The sequence below is a fragment of the Pseudomonas sp. B1(2018) genome (assembly GCF_003097365.1).
GTDB classification, from domain to species: Bacteria; Pseudomonadota; Gammaproteobacteria; order Pseudomonadales; family Pseudomonadaceae; genus Aquipseudomonas; species Aquipseudomonas laurylsulfatiphila.
This window is the reverse complement of record NZ_PYUK01000025.1, coordinates 34,640-54,027: the sequence shown is the minus strand read 5'-3', so window position 1 is coordinate 54,027 and position 19,388 is coordinate 34,640. Positions and strand designations below refer to the sequence as shown.

Genomic DNA, 19,388 nt, shown 5'->3' with positions numbered 1-19,388 from the left:
GGTTGTTAAAGGTCAGCCAGCGTCGATACCAGAATCGCCTTGATGGTGTGCATGCGGTTTTCCGCTTGCTCGAAGGCGATGCAAGCCGGCGACTCGAACACGTCATCGGTCACTTCGATGCCGTTGCTCAGGTGCGGGTACTGCTCGGCAATCTGCTTGCCGACCTTGGTATCACAGTTGTGGAACGCCGGCAGGCAGTGCATGAACTTGGTGCGCGGGTTGCCGGTGGCTTTCATCAGTTCGGCGTTGACCTGGTACGGCAGCAGTTGCTGGATGCGTTCGGCCCAGGCTTCAACCGGTTCGCCCATCGAGACCCAGACGTCGGTGTGGATGAAATCCACGCCCTTGACCGCCGCTTTCGGGTCCTCGGTGAGGGTGATGCGCGCGCCGCTTTCTTCACCGTACTGTTTGCAGCGGGCGACCAGGTCGTCCGCCGGCCACAGGGCTTTTGGCGCGCAGATGCGCACGTCCATGCCGAGCTTGGCGCCGATCAGCAACAGCGAGTTACCCATGTTGTTGCGCGCGTCGCCGAGGTAGGCGTAGCTGATTTCGTGGATCGGTTTGTCGGCGTGTTCACGCATGGTCAGCACGTCGGCGATCATTTGTGTCGGGTGATACTCGTCGGTCAGGCCGTTGAACACCGGTACACCGGCGAACTTGGCCAGCTCCTCGACGATTTCCTGCTTGAAGCCACGGTACTCGATGGCGTCGTACATGCGCCCGAGCACGCGGGCGGTGTCCTTCATGCTTTCCTTGTGACCGATCTGCGAGGAGTTCGGGTCGATGTAGGTGACGTTGGCGCCTTGGTCATAGGCTGCAACTTCGAACGCGCAGCGGGTGCGGGTCGAGGTTTTTTCGAAGATCAGCGCGATGTTGTTGCCCTTGAGATGCTGCTGTTCGGTGCCGGTGTACTTGGCACGCTTGAGGTCGCGGGACAGGTCGAGCAGGTAGCGCAATTCGCGAGGGGTGTGGTGTTCCAGGCTCAGCAGATTGCGGTTATGGATGTTGAACGCCATTTTGGATCTCCTAAGGTGTCGGTTATCCCCTTGGTCCGAGCATGCCCTGGGGTAGAGGGCAGCGCGGGCCAAGGTAATAGGTTAGTAGTCAATCGGATCGCGGATGATCGGGCAGGTCATGCAATGGCCGCCGCCCCGTCCCCGGCCGAGTTCGCCGGCGCTGATGGTGATGACCTCCACCCCGGCCTTGCGCAGCAGGGTATTGGTGTAGGTATTGCGGTCGTAGCCGATGACCACGCCCGGTTCCACGGCCACCACGTTGTTGCCGTCGTCCCATTGCTCGCGTTCGGCGGCGAAGCTGTTGCCGCCGGTTTCCACCACGCGCAATGCCTTGAGGTTGAGAGCCTGGGCGACGGTGTCGAGGAAGTTGCTGTCCTCGCGACGGATGTCGATGCCGCCTGCCTTGCTTTCATCGGGACGCAGGGTGAAGGCGACAATCTGGTTCACCACTTCCGGGAAGATCGTGACGAGGTCGCGATCGCAGAAGCTGAACACGGTGTCCAGGTGCATCGCCGCGCGGGATTTCGGCAGGCCGGCGACTATCACTTTCTCGACGGCCTTGTTCTTGAACAGGTTCACCGCCAGTTGGGCAATGGCCTGGCGTGAGGAGCGTTCGCCCATGCCGATCAACACCACGCCGTTGCCGATCGGCATCACGTCACCGCCCTCAAGGGTGGCGTTGCCGTGGTCCTTGTCCGGGTCGCCGTACCAGATCTGGAAGTCGGCGTTGGTGAACTCGGGGTGGAATTTATAGATGGCGGTGGTCAGCAGGGTCTCCTGACGGCGCGCCGGCCAGTACATCGGGTTGAGGGTAACGCCACCGTAGATCCAGCAGGTGGTATCGCGGGTGAACTGGGTGTTGGGCAGCGGCGGCAGGATGAAGCTGGAGTGGCCGAGGAAGTCGCGGAACATCTCGATGGCCTTGCCGCCGAAACTGGTCGGTAAGTCGTCGCCCGATACGCCGCCGATCAGGAATTCGGCGATGTGACGTGGCTCCAGGCTGCGCAGCCACGACGCGGTTTCGTTGATCAGGCCCAGGCCCACCGAGTTGGCGGTGATCTTGCGTTCCAGAATCCAGTCCAGGGCTTCGGGAATGGCGACGATGTCGGTCAGCAGGTTGTGCATTTCCAGCACATCGACGTTACGTTCGCGCATCTTGGTGACGAAGTCGAAGTGGTCGCGCTTGGCCTGGGCCACCCACAGCACATCGTCGAACAGCAGTTCATCGCAGTTGTTCGGGGTCAGCCGCTGATGGGCAAGTCCTGGGGAGCAAACCATGACTTTGCGCAGTTTGCCGGCTTCGGAATGGACGCCGTACTTAACTTTTTCCGTGGTCATTACAGTGATCCTCCAGATGACAAAACAATTGCATTACAGGGTCAGGAAGCCGTCGTAGAGACCGTAGGCCGCCACCACGGCGCCGACGACCACCGCAGCGAAAATCAGCTTCTCGACGTTGGTGAAAACCGGTTTGTCGATTTCCAGCTTGGCCTTGGCGAACAGGATCACGCCGGGGGCATAGAGCAGGGCGGACAGCAGCAGGTATTTGGTGCCGCCGGCGTACAGCAGCCAGATCGCGTAGACCAGGGCCACGGCGCCGATGATGAGATCTTTCTGCCGACCGCCCGACGCGCCCTCGTAGGTTTCGCCCCGCACGGCCAGCAGCAAGGCATAGGCCGCCGACCACAGGTACGGCACCAGGATCATCGAGGTGGCGAGGTAGATCAGCGACAGGTAAGTGCTGGCCGAGAACAAGGTAATGACCAGGAAGATCTGCACCATGGCGTTGGTCAGCCACAGGGCATTGACCGGTACATGGTTGGCGTTCTCCTTGCGCAGGAACGCCGGCATGGTGTGGTCCTTGGCTGCGGCGAACATGATCTCCGCACACAGCAGCACCCACGACAGCAACGCCCCCAACAGCGAGATGATCAGGCCGACGCTGATCAGCACTGCGCCCCAGTGGCCGACCACATGCTCCAGCACCGCCGCCATCGACGGGTTCTGCAGTTTGGCCAGTTCCGGCTGGGTCATGATCCCCAGCGACAGCACGTTCACCAGCACCAGGAACAACAGCACGGTGACAAAGCCGATCACGGTGGCTTTACCCACGTCGCTGCGTTTTTCCGCCCGGGCCGAAAAGATGCTCGCGCCTTCGATGCCGATGAACACCCACACGGTGACCAGCATCATCTTGCGCACCTGGTCCATCACGCTGCCCAGGTCCGGATTCTTGAGGCCCCAGATGTCAGCGGTGAAGATGTCCAGTTTGAAGGCGAACAACGCGATCAACACGAACAGCACCAGCGGCACGATCTTGGCGACGGTGGTCACCAGGTTGATGAACGCGGCTTCCTTGATGCCTCGCAGTACGAGGAAATGCACGGCCCAGAGCAGCACCGAGGCACCGATCACGGCAGCAGGGGTATTCCCCTCCCCGAATAGCGGAAAGAAGTAGCCGAGCGTGCTGAACAGCAGGACGAAGTAACCGACGTTGCCCAGCCAGGCACTGATCCAGTATCCCCAGGCGGACGAGAAGCCCATGTAGTCGCCGAAACCGGCCTTGGCGTAGGCGTAGACCCCGCCGTCCAGGTCGGGTTTGCGATTGGCCAGGGTCTGGAACACGAACGCCAGGGTGAGCATGCCGACGGCGGTGATTGCCCAACCGATCAGAATGGCACCGACATCGGCACTGGCGGCCATGTTTTGCGGCAAGGAAAAGATCCCGCCACCAATCATCGAACCGACGACTAATGCAACCAGTGCGCCGAGTTTGAGTTTTCCGGGAGCTTCAGACATTGCATGACTCCAATGCAGGAGAAGAGAGGCCAGCAGATTAATTCCGTTGGTTATCCAATCAGCTGACTTGGATCACTAAATGAGAGCGTTCCCAGTTTGTTGGCGGAGTGCCATCATTTCAAGGCGGCTGCTTGTAATGCCTGATTTAGAGCCTTTGAGTGGATTATTTCAGTTATTTTGTATTCTGTTTCGAATTATGACGCTAGTTGGTTTTTCAGAATTCGCCAATCTTCCTCACGGGTTTTTTGTACGAAATGGATGTATTGGAAAAGCGTATACAACAAATGATTATATCGGCGCCTTTAATAGCCATTTTGTGCAAGTAAAAAGACATGGGTTGGCGTTATCCAATAAACGTTATTACGCTTCAACAGTTTAGTTGAAGCCCGATATGTGACGATCTCGCGGCAGTTGTCGCCCCCCGAAAAAAAATGGAGATGCAACGATGTCGCAATCACCGAGCAAGCTTCGCCTGAGCGCATTGATCGCCCTGGTGGTGGGTTCGATGATCGGCGGCGGGATCTTTTCCCTGCCGCAAAACATGGCGGCGAGGGCCGATGCCGGGGCGATCCTGATCGGTTGGGCGATCACCGCCGTCGGCATGCTGACCCTGGCGTTCGTGTTCCAGACCTTGGCCAATCGCAAGCCGGAGCTGGAGTCCGGGGTGTATGCCTATGCCAAGGCCGGGTTCGGCGACTACATGGGCTTCTCGTCCGCCTGGGGGTACTGGATCAGCGCCTGGCTGGGCAACGTCGGCTACTTCGTGCTGCTGTTCAGCACCCTTGGTTATTTCGTTCCGGTCTTTGGCGAAGGCAACACGCCGATCGCCATCGCCTGCGCTTCGGTGCTGCTCTGGACCGTGCATTTTGTGGTGATGCGCGGGATCAAGGAGGCGGCGTTCATCAACCAGGTGACCACCGTGGCCAAGATCGTACCGTTGATCATGTTCATCGTGATTGCCGCCGTGGCGTTCAAGGCGGACATCTTTACCCTCGATATCTGGGGGCGTAACAACCCGGAATTCGGCAGTGTGATGAATCAGGTTCGGCACATGATGCTGGTTACCGTGTTCGTGTTCATCGGTATCGAGGGGGCCAGTGTCTATTCGGCCCGGGCAGAGAAACGTTCCGACGTGGGCCGGGCGACGGTGATCGGGTTCATTGGGGTATTGGCACTGTTGGTGCTGGTGAACGTGCTGTCGCTGGGGATCATGACCCAGCCGGAACTGGCGAAACTGCAGAACCCCTCGTTGGCGGCGGTGCTTGAGCATATCGTCGGCCACTGGGGGGCAGTGCTGATCAGCGTCGGCCTGGCGATCTCGCTGTTGGGGGCGTTGCTGTCCTGGGCACTGTTGTGCGCCGAAATCCTGTTCGCCACGGCGAAAGACAAGACCATGCCGGCATTCCTGACCAGGGAAAACGCCAACCGTGTGCCGGTCAATGCCATGTGGCTGACCAACTCGATGATCCAGTTGTTCCTGCTGATCACGCTATTTTCCGCCGGCACCTACACCAGTCTGATTTATCTGGCGTCATCGATGATTCTGGTGCCGTACCTGTGGTCGGCGGCCTATGCGGTGTTGTTGTGCGTGCGCGGGGAAACCTACCAGCAGGCAACCGCCGAGCGCAGCAAGGATTTGCTGGTTGGCGTCATCGCCTTGAGTTACGCGGTGTGGTTGCTGTACGCCGGCGGCCTGAAGTATTTGCTGCTGTCGGCGTTGCTGTATGCGCCGGGTGTGATCCTGTTTGCCAAGGCCCGCCATGAACAGGGCATGCCATTGTTCACGACGCTCGAGAAAGGCGTTTTCACTGCGGTCATCGGCGGCGCCGGGCTGGCGGCTTATGGGTTGTATAGCGGGTTGCTGAGTCTGTGAAGCTGCTGCTGGCGTATCAGCCACCCTATGACTGGCCGGCCATGCTGGGATTTTTGTCGGCACGGGCGATTGCAGGACTGGAAACGGTTGCCGACGGCGTCTACTCGCGCAGCATCGATCTGAAGGGGATGCACGGCAGCTTTTCTATCCGGCCTACCACGTCTGACGCCCTTGAGCTGACGCTGGACTTTCCCGACCCGAGCGCCGTGCCCGACATCGTCGCAAGCGTGCGGCGGATGTTCGATCTCGATGCCGACCTCGCCACCATCCATCGGCATTTGGCGCTTGATCCGCTGATGGCCCGGTTGATTGCCGAGCGTCCCGGGCTGCGTGTGCCGGGGGCGTGGGACGGGCTGGAACTGGCGATCCGCGCGGTGCTGGGCCAGCAGATTACGGTGACGGCGGCGATCCGCCTGGCGGGGAAACTGGTGGCGCAATATGGCGTGCCACTGGGTAAGCCGTTAGCGGGTTTGAGTCATGTGTTCCCCTCGGCGCAGGTGTTGGCGCAGGCCGATCTGGCTGCGTTGGGCATGCCGAAAAGCCGAGGGCGGACCTTGTCGGGTGTGGCCCGGGCATTGCTCGATGACCCGCGATTGTTCGAGCCTGGTCGGGAGGGGGGCGTAGCGCGGTTACTGGCGTTGCACGGGATTGGTGACTGGACGGCGCAATACATTGCATTGCGCCAGTTGCGGGAGATGGATGGATTTCCCAATGGCGACGTGGGGCTGGTCAATGCGTTGGCGGCGCTGGAGGGTGGGCCGGTGACGGCGAAGCAGCTGTTGGCGCGGGCGGAAGCGTGGCGACCATATCGAGGGTATGCGGCGCAGCTTCTTTGGACTTCGTTGAGTCGGGTGGACTGAGCTGATCCGGGTTTTTAGTTGCCTCTTCTGGCGTCATCGCGAGCAAGCTCGCTCCCACAGGTGACCGAGTTCTACAGGACGACCACGATCAACTGTGGGAGCGGCGGTGCGGCGATCCGACTTGCTCGCGAAGGCGATCTGACGGTCACCACCACTGCGCGGGATGTGAACCCAGTTCAGTCGCGGGCAATGTCCACTGTAGTGGCGTCCCGATGATCTTCACCGGCACCTGCAACCGATGCGCCGCCCCCCAGGACGTTTGCTCCACCAGCATCCCCAGATCCTGTTGATCTTCGCCGCGCAACGACTCATCCGGGCCGGGCCCCCGCTCGATCAACAACTTCGCGGTACGCGCCAACGACAGTCGCGCCGAGCCACCTGTACCGTCACTCAACCGTTGCGCCAACAACCTGATCGCACTGGCCGCCATCAAATACCCGGTGGCGTGATCGAGGGCTTGCACGGGGAGCGGTGTCGGCTTGTCGCTACTTTTCCAACGCATGCCCGCTTCGGCAATGCCACTGCTCATCTGTACCAGGCTGTCGAAGCCCCGGCGATTTTGCCAGGGGCCACTCCAGCCATAGGCGTTGAGGCAAACATCAATCAAGTCCGGGTTCAGTGACCGGCGTTGATTCGTGCCCAAGCCAAGTCGCTCCAGCGCATCGGCACGATAGCCGTGGAGCAGAATGTCGGCGTCCTTGAGCAGGAATTCGAATACGCCGCGGTCGGATTTGTCGTTCAGATCAAGACGCGCGCAACGTTTTCCCAGCGTGACTTCCGGCACTACCCCTGGCTCGTTCCAGGTCGGCGGATCGATGCGCAGGACATCGGCGCCCAGGCCTGCCAGAAAGCGGCTGGCGATGGGGCCTGCCAGTACCCGGGTCAAGTCCAGCACCTTGATGCCGGCCAGGGGGCGAACCACTGAACCTGTCCACGGTTTGTAGCTCTGGCTTGGGTGGTTGGCGAACAGAACCAGGGGTTCGGCATTCACTGCCTGGCCTTGAGGATGGACCTGCCATTGATCCCAGGTGCGCATTTCGGCAGCACAGCCACCGGCATCGACCACCGCCTGTTCCAGCTCCCTTTTCGCCCATTGCGCCACTTTGTCGGCCATCGCTGCGCGGTCGGCACAGGCACCGAGCACGCGTTCGGCAGCGGCGCGGTGATGGGGCGCGTTGGTGTGCAGGCGAATCCAGCCGTCGCGGGTGGCGTAATCACCGGCCACCGGGTCCCACAGCGGCGGAACGCTCCAGCCGATCGGGCGAATCGAGGTCCCGAACCAGAAGGACGCCAGGCGTCGGTCAACCTCAAGGTCGGGCCGGCGTCCGGTCTGTTGGTGCAGCAGTTCGCTGGCGGCCTGACCGGCGGCGGCGATGCTCGCGCAAGCCAGTTCGGTGACGGCAAATGCCGAGGGCAGGGCGCCCGTGGCGGTGAACGAGATCGGGGTGTTGGGCAAGCCGAGCGCGGCTTGAATGGACGTGAGTAAACCAGTCATCGAAGGCCCTCCGGAACGAGAGCGAGATCTTAGATCAAATCAGGTGACAAGCCAGGTGAAACCTGTGGGAGCGGGCTTGCTCGCGAAGACGGAGTGTCAGTCGACATCATTGTTGTCAGACACAACGCTTTCGCGAGCAAGCCCGCTCCCACATTTATCGGTGGTGCTGCTTACACCCGGAACTGATCCATCAACTTCATCTGGTGGGTGGTCAGGGTGTTGAGCTGGCTGCTGATCTGCGCCGACTCGGTGGCCTGGCCGGTCAGGGTTTCGGTGACGGTGCGGATCGCCGAGACATTGCGGTTGACCTCTTCGGCGACGGCGCTTTGCTGCTCGGCGGCGCTGGCGATTTGCAGGTTCATGTCGCTGATCACAGTGACCGCGTCGCTGATTTTGCTCAGGGCCTGGACCGCCTGCTGGATCTGCCCGGCATTGCTGTGGGCCTGGGTCTGGCTCGAGTGCATGGTGGCGACCACACCGCGGGTACCGGACTGGATGCGTTCGATCACCAGGCGAATTTCCTCCACCGAATCCTGGGTGCGTTTGGCCAGGTTGCGCACTTCATCGGCGACCACCGCAAAGCCGCGACCGCTTTCGCCGGCACGGGCCGCTTCAATCGCCGCGTTGAGGGCCAGCAGGTTGGTTTGCTCGGCGATGCTGCGGATCACTTCCAGCACCGAGCCGATCTGTTCGCTGTTCACCGCCAAGGCTTCGACTTCGGTCACGGCCTTGCTGACTTCGTCGGCCAGTTGATTGATGTCGCGGGTGCTGCGCTCGATGATTGACATGCCGTCGCGCGCCGACTGATCGGCACCCTTGGCGGCGTTGGCCGCGTTCGAGGCGCTGTTGGCGACATCGTGGGCCGTGGCGCTCATTTCGTTGGACGCGGTGGCGACCTGGTCGATTTCGCGGAACTGCACCTGCATGCCTTCACTGGTCTGGCGGGCGATTTCCGAAGACTGGTCGGCCGTGCCGCGGGCATCGGTGATGCTTTGCTTGATTTGCGCGATGGTCGGTTGCAGCTTGTCGAGGAAGCGGTTGAACCAGTTCACCAGTTCGCCCAGTTCGTCCTGCTTGCTGTAGTGCAGGCGCTGGGTCAGGTCACCGTCGCCACTGGCAATCGCCTTGAGCATTTGCGCCACGCTGTTGATCGGTCGGGTCACGCCGGACGCGGTGAGCCACATCAGCAGCAGGCCGATCACACCGGCAATCACCGCCACCGACAAGGCCTTGATCGTGCCGCTTTGCTGGGCATCGTCGAGTACCGCTTGCAGCTTCACCGAGTCAGCCAGCAGCACTTGTTTGGGCAGGTCGATGACCACAGCCCAGGCCTTGGCATCGGCAATCGGGCTGACCGGGTACACCGCACGGATCAGGTCGCCTTGCTGGAGAATCTTCGGTGCACCACTGCCAAGCAGTTGCAGGATGTCCTTGCCGTCGGCACCCAGGGTGTCGCCGATGCTCTTGCCGACCTTACCGGCATCGACACTGTAGGCGGCCAGCACGCCGGTGCCGGAAACGATGAGCATGTGCCCGGCACTGTTGAACAGGTCGTGCTGAGAGTCGATCGCCGCCGCTTGCAGGGCGTCGAGGGCGATGTCGACACCGACCACGCCGATGGACTTGCCGTCGACCAGCAGCGGGACGGAAATGGTGGTCATCAACACTTCCTTGCCGCCGACAGTATCGGCGTAGGGGTCGAGCAGGCAGGTGCGTTTGCTGTCCCGAGGGCAGGTGTACCAGACGTTGTACGGATTGCCGCTGAGGTTCAGGGTGGTCTTGGTCATGTCCTCTTCGACCATGATCGTGTTCAGCGACTCACCCCCGGCACGGCTCCAGTAGGTGGCGAAACGACCGACCTCGTTGGATTGACGGGCGGCGTCGTTGGCGAATTCGCTGTCCTTGCCATCCAGGCCGTTGGGTTCGAAGGCCAGCCAGATGCCCAGCACCTTGCCGTTGCGTTCGAAGGCGGTTTTCAGGCTCTGGTTCAACTCTTCACGCAAGGCGCCGGACTCGAGCGAGCGCTTGGCGGCCATGGCGCGCATGTCCTTGATCTGATCCGCCAGGGCGGTCACCACCGTCAGGGTTTCACCGAAGGTCTTCTGCACCCGCACCGCCTGCTCGGCGGCCTTGGCCTGCAGCAGGTCCTGCACACTGGCGGTGAGCATTCTGCTGCTGGAATCGTTGACCAGGTCATCGTTCTGATCGGTCTGGTAGATGTTCATGCCCACTATCAGGGCGACTACCCCCAGCAGGCACAGACCGGACAGCAGGACGATTTTCAGGCGGATGGACAGTGAGTCGAACATAGGGCGAACTCGCGAATGGATGAAGTGTTGGCTGTGAGCCGTTGCGGCTCACTCGCTAAATCCATTTAGCGCCGATCAATGCACATCGGCGTGAAGGCCAGGTTACATGAATGGGCTGCCGACGAACGGTAGTGGTTGAACGTTTGCGCAGAAAAATGTGCCGAAAAAGGGGGTAAAAAGAGGAAAAAGCGCGGGGTGAATTCAGGAGGGTTGCCCAGCCCCATCCCGGCAATCGCCAGGTAGATCGGCCAGCCGTGATCGAGCGTCAGCAGCATCAGACCGGCACATAACAGAAGCTTTACGCGCGACCCTGCAAATAGCTCGCGTAATCGGGAATCCGATGGGGATGCGCCTGATCCATCAACGGGCTGCTGAGCAGGTAGTCGGCGCTGCATTCGTTGCACGCCACCGGGATGTTCCACACGGCCGCGACCCGCAGCAATGCCTTGATATCCGGGTCGTGGGGTTGTGGCTCGAACGGGTCCCAGAAGAACACCAGCATGTCGACCCGCTGCTCGGCGATTTGCGCACCGAGCTGTTGATCGCCACCCAACGGACCACTGATCATGCTTTCCACGGGCAGGTCGAGGCGTTGTTGCAACAACAACCCCGTGGTGCCGGTAGCGACCAGATCATGCTGGGCCAGCTTGTCTTTCTGCCGTTCGGCCCAGTCGAGCAAGAACACCTTGCAGTGGTCATGGGCAACCAGGGCGATACGCTTGCGCGCCGCCAGGGTCTTTTGCGTAAAAGTAATGCCGATCATTGATGCTGCTCCAGACGCCTGTGAGGTGTTGCAAATACCCGTGTAGGAGCTGCCGAAGGCTGCGATCTTTTGATCTTGGTCTTCTGAAAATCAAGATCAAAAGATCGCAGCCTGCGGCAGCTCCTACAGGTGAGTAGGCAGTGCTTTACCCGGCGATGCCGCTAGGGTCTTTTGTGTGAGTTGCGTGCTGCTCCAGACGCCTGTGAGTGTTGCAAATACCCGTGTAGGAGCTGCCGAAGGCTGCGATCTTTTGATCTTGGTCTGCTGAAATTCAAGATCAAAAGATCGCAGCCTGCGGCAGCTCCTACAGGTGAACAGGCAGCGCTTTATTCGGCGTTACACAGCGCCAGGCAGTTATCGAGCATGCGGTTGGAGAAGCCCCACTCGTTGTCGTACCAGGCCAGGACCTTGAGCAGCTTGCCGCTGGACTTGGTGTGGTTGGCGTCGAAGATCGACGACAGGGGGTTGTGGTTGAAGTCGCTGGAGACCAGCGGCAGGGTGTTGTACCCAAGGATCTTCGAGTGCTGGCTGGCCTCGTTCATCAGCGCATTGACCTCATCGGCCGACGCTTCGCGCTTGAGCTGCACGGTCAGATCCACCAGCGACACATTGATCACCGGGACGCGCACCGACATGCCGGTCAATTTGCCCGCCAGTTCCGGCAGCACCAGGCCCACCGCTTCAGCAGCACCGGTCTTGCTCGGGATCATGTTCTGGGTGGCCGAACGGGCGCGGTACGGGTCGACGTGATAGACATCGGTCAGGTGCTGGTCGTTGGTGTAGGCATGAATGGTGGTCATCAGACCGCTTTCGATGCCCAGCTCGCGGTGCAGCACCTGGGCCACCGGGGCCAGGCAGTTGGTGGTGCACGACGCGTTGGAAATGATCTGGTGCGACTGGCGCAGAATGTCGTGGTTCACCCCATAAACGACGGTGGCATCGGCGCCTTTGGCCGGGGCCGAGATGATCACTTTGCGCGCGCCGGCCGTAATATGCGCGGCGGCTTTGGCCCGGTCGGTGAACAGGCCGGTGCATTCGAACACCACATCAATCTTTTCCGCAGCCCAGGGCAGGTCGGCGGGGTTGCGAATGGCGCTGACCGAAATGCGGTCGCCGTTGACCGTCAGACTCTCCAGGTCGTGCTGGACATCGGCATCGAACGTGCCGTGAACGGTGTCGTACTTGAGTAGATGAGCATTGATCGCGCTGTCGCCCAGGTCGTTGATGGCGACGATCTGCAGATCCTGACGGTAGCCCTGGGTATAGAGTGCGCGCAGGACATTACGGCCGATGCGGCCAAAACCATTGATTGCGATTCGAAGAGTCATAGTGCGGCGCTACCGTCGTTTTGTTGTTGGAATTACAAGATTATTCGCAAAAAAATAGAAAACAAGCCTTTTTGATGGCAATATTTTGTTCAATCTACAACGAGTGACCTGAATCAACTGGTCCAACCGATCAAGAAAACCGTCTGTCATCCCATCGACACCGGCCTTTGATCAGCATAGACAATCAGGTCGCCACATCCGTTAGCCTGGAGTTCTACACATGCATCCCCGCGTCCTTGAGGTCACCGAACGGCTTATCGCCCGCAGTCGCGCCACGCGTGAGGCTTACCTTGCATTGATTCGCGGTGCGGCCAGCGACGGGCCGATGCGCGGCAAGCTGCAATGCGCCAACTTCGCCCATGGCGTGGCCGGTTGCGGCAGCGACGACAAGCACAGCCTGCGGATGATGAACGCCGCGAACATCGCGATTGTTTCGTCATATAACGACATGCTCTCGGCGCACCAGCCGTACGAAGTCTTTCCGGAACTGATCAAAAAGGCCCTGCGCGAAATCGGCTCCGTCGGCCAGTTCGCCGGTGGCACCCCGGCCATGTGCGATGGCGTGACCCAGGGCGAGCCGGGCATGGAGCTGAGCCTGCCGAGCCGCGAAGTGATCGCGTTGTCCACCGCCGTGGCGCTGTCCCACAACATGTTCGACGGCGCGCTGCTGCTCGGTATCTGCGACAAGATCGTGCCGGGCCTGATGATGGGCGCGCTGCGCTTCGGCCATCTGCCGATGATCTTCGTGCCGGGCGGGCCGATGGTCTCGGGCATTTCCAACAAGCAGAAAGCCGACGTGCGCCAGAAATACGCCGAAGGCAAGGCGACCCGCGAGGAGCTGCTGGAATCGGAGATGAAGTCCTACCACAGCCCTGGCACCTGCACCTTCTACGGCACCGCCAACACCAACCAGTTGCTGATGGAAGTCATGGGCCTGCATCTTCCGGGTGCGTCCTTCGTCAACCCGAACACGCCGTTGCGTGATGCCCTGACCCGCGAAGCCGCGCACCAGGTCACGCGCCTGACCAAGCAGAACGGCGATTTCATGCCGATCGGCGAAATCGTCGACGAGCGTTCGCTGGTCAATTCGATTGTCGCGTTGCACGCCACGGGCGGCTCGACCAACCACACCCTGCACATGCCGGCCATCGCCATGGCGGCGGGCATTCAACTGACCTGGCAGGACATGGCCGACCTCTCCGAAGTCGTGCCGACCCTGAGCCACGTCTACCCGAACGGCAAAGCCGACATTAACCACTTCCAGGCTGCGGGCGGCATGTCGTTCCTGATCCGCGAACTGCTGGAAGCCGGGCTGCTCCACGAAAACGTCAACACCGTGATGGGCCATGGTCTGAGCCGCTATACCCAGGAGCCGTTCCTCGACAACGGCGAGCTGGTGTGGCGCGAAGGCGTGACCGACAGCCTCGATGAAAGCATCCTGCGTCCGGTCGCCCGTGCATTCTCGGCCGAAGGTGGCCTGCGGGTGATGGAAGGCAACCTCGGTCGCGGGGTGATGAAAGTCTCCGCCGTCGCTGTGGAGAACCAGATCGTCGAAGCGCCGGCCATGGTGTTCCAGGATCAGCAGGACCTGGCCGATGCGTTCAAGGCCGGTTTGCTGGAGAAGGATTTTGTCGCGGTGATGCGCTTCCAGGGGCCGCGCTCCAATGGCATGCCCGAGCTGCACAAGATGACGCCGTTCCTCGGCGTGTTGCAGGACCGCGGCTTCAAAGTGGCGCTGGTGACTGACGGACGCATGTCCGGTGCGTCGGGGAAAATTCCGGCGGCGATTCACGTCAGCCCCGAAGCTTATGTCGGCGGCGCTTTGGCGCGGGTGCAAGAGGGCGATATCATCCGCGTCGATGGCGTCAAAGGCACCCTGGAGCTTAAGGTGGACGCCGAAGAATTCGCAGCGCGCACACCGGCCAAGGGCCTGTTGGGCAACAACATCGGCACCGGTCGCGAACTGTTTGGTTTCATGCGCATGGCCTTCAGCTCGGCGGAGCAGGGCGCCAGCGCCTTTACTTCTGCCCTGGAGACGCTTAATTGAAACTGGCTTTGGTCGGTGACATCGGTGGGACCAACGCACGTTTCGCGTTGTGGAAAAACCAGCAGCTGGAATCGGTCCAGGTGCTGGCAACGGCGGATTTCCCCAGCCCGGAAGAAGCGATCAGCCTCTACCTCAACGGTCTGGGGCTGGCGCCGGGGTCGATCGGTTCGGTGTGCCTGTCGGTGGCCGGTCCCGTGAGCGGCGACGAATTCAAGTTCACCAACAATCACTGGCGTCTGAGCCGCAAGGGTTTCTGCCAGACCTTGCAGGTGGATCAACTGTTGCTGGTCAACGACTTCTCGGCCATGGCCCTGGGCATGACTCGCTTGCAGCCCGGCGAATTCCGCGTGGTCTGCGAAGGCACGGCGGAACCGTTGCGCCCGGCCGTGGTGATTGGCCCGGGCACAGGCCTGGGCGTCGGCACCTTGCTCGATCTGGGCGAGGGCCGGTTTGCTGCGTTGCCAGGGGAGGGCGGCCACGTCGACCTGCCATTGAGCAGCCCGCGTGAAACCCAACTCTGGCAGCACATCTTCAACGAGATCGGTCACGTCAGCGCTGAAACCGCGTTGAGCGGCGGCGGCTTGCCCCGTGTCTACCGGGCGATCTGTGCGGTGGACGGGCACACGCCGGTGCTCGACACGCCGGAAGCCATCACCGCCGCCGGGCTGGCGGGCGACCCGATTGCCGTGGAAGTGCTTGAGCAGTTCTGCTGCTGGCTCGGTCGCGTGGCGGGCAACAACGTGCTGACCTGCGGTGGACGCGGTGGCGTGTACATCGTGGGCGGAGTGATTCCACGGTTTGCCGATTTCTTCCTCGAAAGCGGTTTCGCCCGCTGCTTCGCCGACAAGGGGTGCATGAGCGATTACTTCAAGGGGATTCCGGTGTGGCTGGTGACGGCGCCGTATTCCGGACTTGTTGGCGCGGGAGTAGCGCTCGAACAGGCTTGAGATCGAGTCGCCTTCATCGCGGGCAAGCCCGCTCCCACAGGATCACCGGCATTTTCAGAATGTGTACATAACCTTGTGGGAGCGGGCTTGCCCGCGATGAGGCCAGAACAGGCAACAATTTTTCAAGGTTCATCAGGCATAATCCGCCCAATTCAAACAACAAGGATGCCTTCGAAGTGAGCTCAGTCAACAAGTCGATTTTGTTGGTCGATGACGATCAAGAGATACGCGAGTTGCTGGACACCTACCTGACTCGCGCCGGGTTCCAGGTACGTGCCACTGCCGATGGCTCCGGTTTTCGCCAGGCGCTGAACGAAGCGCCGGCCGACCTGGTGATCCTTGACGTGATGTTGCCCGACGAAGACGGCTTCAGCCTGTGTCGCTGGATTCGCCAGCATCCGCGCCAGGCGCAGGTGCCGATCATCATGCTCACCGCCAGTTCCGACGAAGCCGACCGGGTCATCGGCCTGGAACTGGGTGCCGACGATTACCTCGGCAAGCCGTTCAGCCCACGGGAATTGCAGGCGCGGATCAAGGCGTTGCTGCGCCGCGCGCAGTTCGGTCAGGAGCGTAACGGCGGTGAGGTGCTGGCCTTCGATGACTGGCGCCTGGACATGGTCAGCCATCGGCTGTTTCACATCGATGGCGAAGAGGTGATTCTTTCGGGCGCCGACTTCGCACTGCTGAAACTGTTCCTCGACCATCCGCAGGAAATCCTCGACCGCGACACCATCGGCAACGCGACCCGTGGCCGTGAACTGATGCCGCTGGATCGCATCGTCGACATGGCGGTCAGCCGGTTGCGCCAGCGCCTGCGCGACACGGAAAAGCCGCCACGGTTGATCCGCACCGTACGTGGCAGCGGCTACCAACTGGCGGCCAATGTGGTTGCCGGCAATGGCCACTGAGATGTTGCGCAAGCTCGCCGCCAGGGTGCCGATGCCGCGTTCGCTGCTCGGGCGGATGTTGCTGTTGACCTTGCTGGCCGTGCTGTTCGCCCAGGCGCTGTCGAGTGTGATCTGGGTGTCGCAACTGCGCGCCACGCAGCTCGAGGGCCTGGTCACCAGCGCCCGCAGCCTCGCCCATTCGATGACGGCCAGTGTCAGTTATTTCCGTTCGTTGCCGGTGGCGTTTCGGCCCCTGGTGCTCGATCAGTTGCGCAGCATGGGCGGCACCCGGTTCGTGGTCACGCTCAACGACAAACCCCTGGGCATGGAAGTGCTGCCCATCACCCCGCGCAAAGAGGCGGTGCTCAAGGCGGTGGACGAGGTGCTGCGCCAGTCCCTCGGCCAGGACACGGACATCTCGGTGACCTTCGTCAGCCCGGAAGACCTGCGCATCTTCAATGGCGGCCTGAAACTCGATGAGTTACCGCGCTCCTGGGCGCACTACGCCTTGACCCTGGAACCGGTGAACCCGCCGGTGCTGGTCACGCAGATCCAGATGGCACCGGGTGAATGGCTGTACATCGCCTCGCTGCTGCCCGAGCCCTATACCAGTCTTGAAGAGCAGGGCCTGCCGGCACAACAGGTGTGGTTCATCGTCCTGACCAGCGGCTTTCTGCTGTTGTTCATCGGCCTGCTGGTGCACTGGCAGAGTCGTCCGCTCAAGCGCCTGGCGCGGGCCGCGCGCGATCTGTCGCTGGGTGCCGACGTGGAACCGGTGGCCGAGGGCGGTGGCAGTGAAGTGGTCGAGGTAGGGCGCGCCTTCAACACCATGCGCGAGCGCATCAGCCGTTACCTGACCGAGCGCAGCCAGTTGTTCAGTGCGATTTCCCACGACTTGCGCACGCCGATCACCCGTTTGCGCCTGCGCGTTGAATTGCTCGAAGACGAAACGCTGCAAGCCAAGTTCGGGCGCGATCTGGACGAGCTCGAGTTGCTGGTCAAGGGCGCGCTGCAATGCGTGAAGGACACCGACATCCACGAGAACATCGAGCCGGTTGACCTCAACCATGTGCTCGACTGCCTGGTGGAACCGTACCTGGCGCCCAACGGCAATGGTCGCGTGACCCAGCAGGGGCGGGCGCTGGCGGCGTATCCGGGCAAACCCCTGGCGCTCAAGCGCTGCATCGGCAACCTGATCGACAATGCGTTGAAGTACGGGCAGAACGCGCACCTGCACATCGATGACGATGACCGCGCGTTCATCCTGCATGTCGATGATGAAGGCCCCGGCGTGCCGGAGCAGCGGCTGGAGCAGGTGTTCGAACCGCATTTCCGCCTGGCCGGGCAGCAGCAGGGGTATGGGTTGGGGCTGGGGATTGCCCGCAACATTGCCCATAGCCATGGTGGTGAGGTCAGCTTGCAGAACCTGCGTGAGGGCGGGTTGCGGGTGACCCTGCAGTTACCCCGCTCAGTGGAATGACTCCGACCCTGTGGCGAGGGAGCTTGCTCCCGCTGGGGCGCGAAGCGCCCCCAAAAGAGGAACTGCTGCGCAGTCCAGCGGGAGCAAGCTCCCTCGCCACAAAAAATCACTCAATTAGGAAATGTCACAAGTCAGTGACATAACCCACCCCCTTCGTTACAAGCCCGTCGCCTTCCGTTGTTTATGCTCCCCCTCAGTCATAACAACAAAAAAGGTACGCCATGGACACCCTCCAACCCGCCTTCAGCAGTTGGCTGAACGCACCGGCCCACCAGCAATGGCTCGCCGCCGAAGGCCTGCGCCTGTTGAGCTTTGCCAAGGCTTCCAGGCTCCCTGAAGGCTTCGGCAACCTCGATGAAAGGGGCCGCCTCCCGGCCGATGCGCAAGCCCAGACCATGAACACCGCACGCATGACCCACAGCTTCGCCATGGCCCATATCCAGGGCTTGCCGGGCTTTGCCGAGCTGGTCGATCACGGTGTTGCGGCCCTGCGTGGTCCGTTGCGCGATGCGGTTCACGGCGGCTGGTTCGCCACTGCCGAACATCGCGATGGCAATACCGGCAAGAACGCCTACCTGCATGCCTTCGTCGCGCTGGCCGCCAGTTCTGCGGTGGTCGCACAGCGTCCCGGTGCGCAAGCCTTGCTCGATGATGCCATTGACATCATCGACACCTGGTTCTGGAGTGAAGAAGAAGGCGCGATGCGCGAATCCTTCAATCGCGACTGGAGTGAAGAGGAAGCCTATCGCGGCGCCAACAGCAACATGCACGCCACCGAAGCCTTCCTCGCCCTGGCCGATGTCACTGAAGACAACCGCTGGTTGTGCCGCGCCCAGCGCATCGTCGAGCGGGTGATCCATGGTCACGCCGCTGCCAACGACTACCTGGTGATCGAGCATTTCGACCGCGACTGGCAGCCACTGCGAGACTACAACCGTGACAATCCGGCGGACGGTTTTCGCCCCTACGGCACCACCCCGGGCCACGGTTTCGAGTGGGCGCGGCTGTTGCTGCACCTCGAAGCTTCGCGGGTGAGCGCGGGGATGCTCACGCCGGGCTGGCTGGTCACCGATGCGCAACAACTCTTCGAGCACAACTGTCGTCACGGCTGGAACATCGATGGCGCGCCGGGGATTGTCTACACCCTGGATTGGGACAACAAAGCGGTGGTCCGCCATCGCCTGCACTGGACCCATTGCGAAGCCAGTGCCGCCGCCAGTGCGCTGATCAAGCGCACGGGTGACGTGCAGTACGAGCAGTGGTATCGCCTGTTCTGGGAATTCTGTGACAGTCATTTCATCGACCGCTGCGATGGCAGCTGGTATCACGAACTCGATCCGCAAAACCGCCCGAGTGCCGACATCTGGCCCGGAAAGCCTGACCTTTACCATGCCTGGCAAGCCGTGCTGATTCCGCGCCTGGCGCTGGCGCCGAGCATGGCAACGGCGCTGGCGCAGTTGTCCCAGAGCGGTTCTATGTAACCATGCGGTGACATTCGCGCATCCCTTCGTTACCTGCGAGGGGATATCCCCTGTTTAGAATCCTATGCAGCGCAAGCAACAGACTTGCATGCATAACAACAAG

General features: G+C 61.4%; 13 protein-coding genes and 3 pseudogenes. 7 read left to right on the top strand and 9 right to left on the bottom strand.

The genetic code is table 11. The features are described from left to right. Window positions 1-5: 5 nt before the first annotated feature. From C9422_RS28555 to arcD (C9422_RS28545), 3 genes are all read right to left on the bottom strand, one after another. Window positions 6-1,016 (bottom strand): ornithine carbamoyltransferase, encoded by a 1,011-nt coding sequence (locus tag C9422_RS28555; protein ID WP_007974406.1) that lies wholly within the window; start codon window positions 1,014-1,016, stop codon window positions 6-8. 81 nt (window positions 1,017-1,097) lie between these two features. Next, window positions 1,098-2,354 carry an arginine deiminase gene (gene arcA / locus C9422_RS28550; RefSeq protein ID WP_007974408.1) on the bottom strand — a complete coding sequence of 419 codons (1,257 nt, stop codon included), beginning with the start codon at window positions 2,352-2,354 and terminating at the stop codon, window positions 1,098-1,100. 33 nt (window positions 2,355-2,387) lie between these two features. Then, complete coding sequence (gene arcD, locus C9422_RS28545; protein ID WP_007974411.1) at window positions 2,388-3,815, bottom strand: arginine-ornithine antiporter; 1,428 nt, start codon at window positions 3,813-3,815, stop codon at window positions 2,388-2,390. A 445-nt stretch (window positions 3,816-4,260) separates the two neighbouring features. Here arcD (C9422_RS28545) and arcD (C9422_RS28540) point away from each other — a divergent pair, with 445 nt between their 5' ends. Together arcD (C9422_RS28540) and C9422_RS28535 are read left to right on the top strand one after the other, a co-directional pair. Further along, on the top strand, window positions 4,261-5,688 hold the full coding sequence (gene arcD, locus C9422_RS28540) for an arginine-ornithine antiporter (RefSeq protein ID WP_116582954.1): 1,428 nt from the start codon (window positions 4,261-4,263) through the stop codon (window positions 5,686-5,688). Beyond that, on the top strand, window positions 5,685-6,548 hold the full coding sequence (locus C9422_RS28535; RefSeq protein WP_116582953.1) for a DNA-3-methyladenine glycosylase: 864 nt from the start codon (window positions 5,685-5,687) through the stop codon (window positions 6,546-6,548). Before arcD (C9422_RS28540) ends, C9422_RS28535 begins: the two co-directional genes overlap by 4 nt. 145 nt (window positions 6,549-6,693) lie before the next feature. On the opposite strand, the gene C9422_RS28530 is transcribed toward C9422_RS28535, so the two are convergent. From C9422_RS28530 to gap, 6 genes and pseudogenes are all read right to left on the bottom strand, one after another. Further along, a complete protein-coding gene (locus C9422_RS28530) occupies window positions 6,694-8,043 on the bottom strand; it encodes a CoA transferase (protein WP_116582952.1) in 1,350 nt (449 codons plus the stop codon). Window positions 8,044-8,213: 170 nt separating this feature from the next. Further along, window positions 8,214-8,741: pseudogene (locus tag C9422_RS33025) on the bottom strand (methyl-accepting chemotaxis protein); the annotation flags it as partial. A 378-nt stretch (window positions 8,742-9,119) separates the two neighbouring features. Continuing rightward, a pseudogene (locus C9422_RS33020) lies at window positions 9,120-10,079 on the bottom strand (chemotaxis protein); the annotation flags it as partial. A 482-nt stretch (window positions 10,080-10,561) separates the two neighbouring features. After that, window positions 10,562-10,654 (bottom strand): annotated as a pseudogene (locus C9422_RS32785) (DUF454 domain-containing protein); the annotation flags it as partial. Continuing rightward, window positions 10,651-11,115 carry a methylglyoxal synthase gene (locus tag C9422_RS28510; protein ID WP_116582949.1) on the bottom strand — a complete coding sequence of 155 codons (465 nt, stop codon included), beginning with the start codon at window positions 11,113-11,115 and terminating at the stop codon, window positions 10,651-10,653. The gene C9422_RS28510 and the pseudogene C9422_RS32785, both read right to left, overlap by 4 nt. A 326-nt stretch (window positions 11,116-11,441) precedes the next feature. Next, window positions 11,442-12,443, bottom strand: a complete 1,002-nt coding sequence (gene gap, locus C9422_RS28505) for a type I glyceraldehyde-3-phosphate dehydrogenase (RefSeq protein ID WP_116582948.1) — start codon at window positions 12,441-12,443, stop codon at window positions 11,442-11,444. A 220-nt stretch (window positions 12,444-12,663) separates the two neighbouring features. Here gap and edd point away from each other — a divergent pair, with 220 nt between their 5' ends. From edd to C9422_RS28480, 5 genes are all read left to right on the top strand, one after another. Next, on the top strand, window positions 12,664-14,490 hold the full coding sequence (gene edd / locus C9422_RS28500) for a phosphogluconate dehydratase (protein WP_007974426.1): 1,827 nt from the start codon (window positions 12,664-12,666) through the stop codon (window positions 14,488-14,490). Then, the gene (locus C9422_RS28495) at window positions 14,487-15,437 is read left to right on the top strand and encodes a glucokinase (RefSeq protein WP_116582947.1); all 951 of its coding nucleotides are present in this window, start codon (window positions 14,487-14,489) and stop codon (window positions 15,435-15,437) included. The genes edd and C9422_RS28495 overlap by 4 nt, the downstream gene beginning before the upstream one ends. 176 nt (window positions 15,438-15,613) lie before the next feature. Further along, on the top strand, window positions 15,614-16,345 hold the full coding sequence (locus tag C9422_RS28490; protein ID WP_116582946.1) for a response regulator: 732 nt from the start codon (window positions 15,614-15,616) through the stop codon (window positions 16,343-16,345). Between the two features lie 31 nt (window positions 16,346-16,376). After that, entirely contained in the window at window positions 16,377-17,804 is a 1,428-nt protein-coding gene (locus C9422_RS28485) for an ATP-binding protein (RefSeq protein ID WP_218195159.1), read from the top strand. A 221-nt stretch (window positions 17,805-18,025) separates the two neighbouring features. Continuing rightward, a complete protein-coding gene (locus tag C9422_RS28480; protein ID WP_116582945.1) occupies window positions 18,026-19,285 on the top strand; it encodes an AGE family epimerase/isomerase in 1,260 nt (419 codons plus the stop codon). The last annotated feature ends 103 nt before the right edge of the window (window positions 19,286-19,388 follow it).